At 76.3% G+C, this 3,251-nt stretch carries 3 protein-coding genes; 1 reads left to right on the forward strand and 2 read right to left on the reverse strand.

Annotation, left to right across the window (positions count from 1 at the left end; translation table 11 throughout):
* The first annotated feature begins 89 nt into the window (after positions 1–89).
* Positions 90–407 carry a hypothetical protein gene (locus MN205_RS07505; protein WP_242125857.1) on the forward strand — a complete coding sequence of 106 codons (318 nt, stop codon included), beginning with the start codon at positions 90–92 and terminating at the stop codon, positions 405–407.
* 13 nt (positions 408–420) lie between these two features.
* Here MN205_RS07505 and MN205_RS07510 read toward each other — a convergent pair whose 3' ends face one another.
* On the reverse strand, positions 421–1,767 hold the full coding sequence (locus MN205_RS07510) for an LCP family protein (protein WP_242125859.1): 1,347 nt from the start codon (positions 1,765–1,767) through the stop codon (positions 421–423).
* A gap of 154 nt (positions 1,768–1,921) precedes the next feature.
* Complete coding sequence (locus tag MN205_RS07515) at positions 1,922–3,250, reverse strand: UDP-glucose/GDP-mannose dehydrogenase family protein (RefSeq protein ID WP_242124901.1); 1,329 nt, start codon at positions 3,248–3,250, stop codon at positions 1,922–1,924.
* Position 3,251 lies beyond the last annotated feature (1 nt).

Genomic DNA, 3,251 nt, shown 5'->3' on the forward strand with positions numbered 1-3,251 from the left:
CCACCCGCGCCCTCCGTCGTCCCGGCCCGGCGCACCCCCGCGGCCGCCGCCGCCGGGCGCGCCCGGCCGCGCGGTGCCAGGATCGGCCCATGGCCGACGAGCAGAACGACGTCCTCGACCTCGACCGCATCGCGCACGCCGTGCTGGCCATGGACCCCGCCGAGGTCCACCGCCTGGTGGCCCGCGAGGGCGGCGGGCCGTGGCTGGCCGGGCCGGCCTACGGCGACGGGCGCGAGCTCGTCGTGCTCTCCGCGGTCGGGGGCCGCGGCGCGACGGTGGCGCGCGGTGACGCGGTGGAGCTCGTCCGCCGCGTCCTCGACCACCGCCTCGCCGAGGGGACCCTCGACGAGCAGCAGCACGACCAGATGCTCACCGAGGCCGTCGTCGGCCTCTCCGGCACCCTCTGACCGGGCGCCCCGCTCAGGGGACCAGGGAGCGCAGCGCCTCGGTGTCGTCGGCCTGGAGGTCGGCGAACATCTCCAGCGCCCGCTCGGTGTCCCACTTCACGGCGAGGCCGGACGAGGTGCGCAGGCTCGGGTTCGACACCGGCACGGTCATGGAGACCCCGTCCTGACCGGTCGCCGAGCGCATCCCGTTCGCGAACGTCAGCAGGGCGCCCAGCGAGGCGTCCTCGTCGACGGCGAGGGCGCCGCCGGCGGCCGAGGCCAGCGAGAACGCCCGGAAGGGGTTCAGCAGCGTGGTGGGCGAGGTCGCCTCCTCCACGATGGCCGCCAGCAGCTCGCGCTGGCGCGCCGCACGGCCCAGGTCGCCGGCGGGGTCGGAGTAGCGGTAGCGCGCGTACCCCAGCGCGGTCGCGCCGTCCATCTCCTGGCAGCCGGCCGCGATGTCCAGCCCGGCGCGCACGTCCTGCACCGCCGCCGGCGGGCACATCTCGACACCGCCGACGGCGTCCACGACGTGCGCGAAGCCGGAGAAGCCCGTCTCGACGTAGTGGTCCACGCGCAGGCCGGAGACCTCCTCGACCGTCTGCGTCAGCAGCGGCGCACCGCCCAGGGCGAACGCGGCGTTGATCTTCCCCGAGCCGTGGCCGGGGATCGGCACGTAGGAGTCGCGCGGGACGCTGATGAGCGCGGCCGGCCCCGACTCCGGCACGTGCAGCAGCATGATCGTGTCGGTGCGCCGGCCGAGGATGTCGTCGCCGCCTGCGGAGTACTGCGCCAGCTCCTCGGCGCTCATGCCGTCGCGGGAGTCGCTGCCGACCACCAGGTAGGTGGTCCCCGGGGTGTCGGCGGGCCGCTCGCCGGCGGGGGCGGTGGCGACGTGCTGCACCGCGGACAGCCCGCGCCAGCCCAGGGCCAGCGGGTGGACGACGAGGGCGACGACGAGCAGCGCCAGCACGAGCAGCACGCGCCGGCGGCGCCGGGCCGCCGAGCGCTGCGGGCGGTGCGGCGGCGGGGGACCGACGGGCGGGTGCGCGGGCGGGTGTGCGGGCGGGGGCGCGGTGCGGCGGGCGGGTGCTTCCGGCTGCCGCAGCTCCGCGAGGCGCTGCTCGCGGCCGGGGGCCTGCGCGGTGGCCCGCTCGGGACGTCGGCGCGCCGGGCGCCCGTAGGTGGTGGCCGTGTAGCCGGGGCGCCCCGCGGGCACCCGGTCGCTCTCGGCGGGCCCGGTCGGCGGCAGCGCGCGCGTCCCGCCGTCGGCGGCGGCGCCGTCGCCCGCGACGGGGCGCCGCGCGGGTGCGGGCCGCCCCGGCGTCCGGCGGGGGGACGGCTGCGCCGGGTCGGGGGTGGGGGGCGGCGGGACGGGCACGTCACCACAGTAGGGGCACCGCGTGCCGCTCCGGGGTGACCCGCCGTGGACCTCCCCGGGCCCCCGCGCGGCTCCCCGGGAACCGTCACGGTCCCCTCACACCCCGCGCCCGGGCCGCCCCCGCCCGCGTCCCACCCCGCGGTGACCGAGGGGGTCAGGCGCGGGGGCGTCCCAGGGCGCGGTAGGTCCACCCGGCCGAGCGCCACCGGGCCGGGTCCAGGGCGTTGCGTCCGTCGAGGATGCGCTTCTCCTTGACCAGGTGCGAGATCGAGGCCGGGTCCAGGTCGCGGTACTCCTTCCACTCCGTCAGCAGCAGCACGACGTCGGCGCCGCGCACGGCGTCCTGGACGTTGTGGGCGAAGGAGATGTCCGGCACGGCCTTGCGGGCGTTGTCCAGCGCGGCCGGGTCGGTCAGGACCACGTCACCGCCTTGCAGGCGGATCTGCGCGGCCACGTTCAGCGCGGGGGAGTCGCGGGTGTCGTCGGAGTCGGGCTTGAACGCCGCGCCGAGCACCGCCACGCGCTTGCCGATCAGCGAGCCCTCGCAGACCTCGCGGGCCAGGTCGACCATGCGGATGCGCCGGCGCATGTTGATCGAGTCGACCTCGCGCAGGAACGTCAGGGTCTGGTCCGCGCCCAGCTCGCCGGCGCGGGCCATGAAGGCGCGGATGTCCTTGGGCAGGCAGCCGCCGCCGAAGCCCAGGCCGGCGTTGAGGAACTTGCGCCCGATGCGGTCGTCGTGGCCGATGGCGTCGGCCAGCTGCGTGATGTCGGCGTTGACCTTCTCGCACAGCTCGGCCATGGCGTTGATGAAGGAGATCTTCGTGGCCAGGAACGAGTTGGCGGCGACCTTGACCAGCTCGGCGGTCTGGTAGTCCGTCACGATCGTGGGGGTGCCGCGCTTCAGGGGGGTGGCGTAGACCTCGTCCAGCAGTGCCCTGGCGGCCTTGCCGGTCTCGGACTCCGGGCCCTGGGGGACCCCGTAGACCAGGCGGTCCGGGTGCAGGGTGTCGTCCACGGCGTGGCCCTCGCGCAGGAACTCCGGGTTCCACGCCAGGGAGGCGCCCGGGGCCTTCTCGGCGAGCTTGGCGGCCAGGCGCGCGGCGGTGCCCACCGGCACGGTGGACTTGCCCACCACGAGCTCGCCGTCGCCCACGTGCGGCACCAGCGCGTCGACGGCGGCGTCGACGTAGCGCATGTCGGCGGCGAACTCGCCCTTCTTCTGCGGGGTGCCCACGCACACGAAGTGCACCGCGGAGCCGGCGGCCTCGGCGACCTCGGTGGTGAAGCGCAGCCGGCCGGTGGCCATGGCGCGCTCGAGCAGTTCGGGCAGGCCCGGCTCGAAGAACGGTGCGCGCGCTTCGCGCAGCGCCTCGATCTTCTCGGCGTCCACGTCCACGCCGACCACCTCGTGGCCCAGCTCGGCCATGCACGCGGCGTGCACGGCGCCCAGGTACCCACACCCGATGACAGTCATGCGCATG

Origin of the sequence: Kineococcus sp. TRM81007 (assembly GCF_022669155.1) — a bacterium.
Lineage (GTDB): Bacteria > Actinomycetota > Actinomycetes > Actinomycetales > Kineococcaceae > Kineococcus.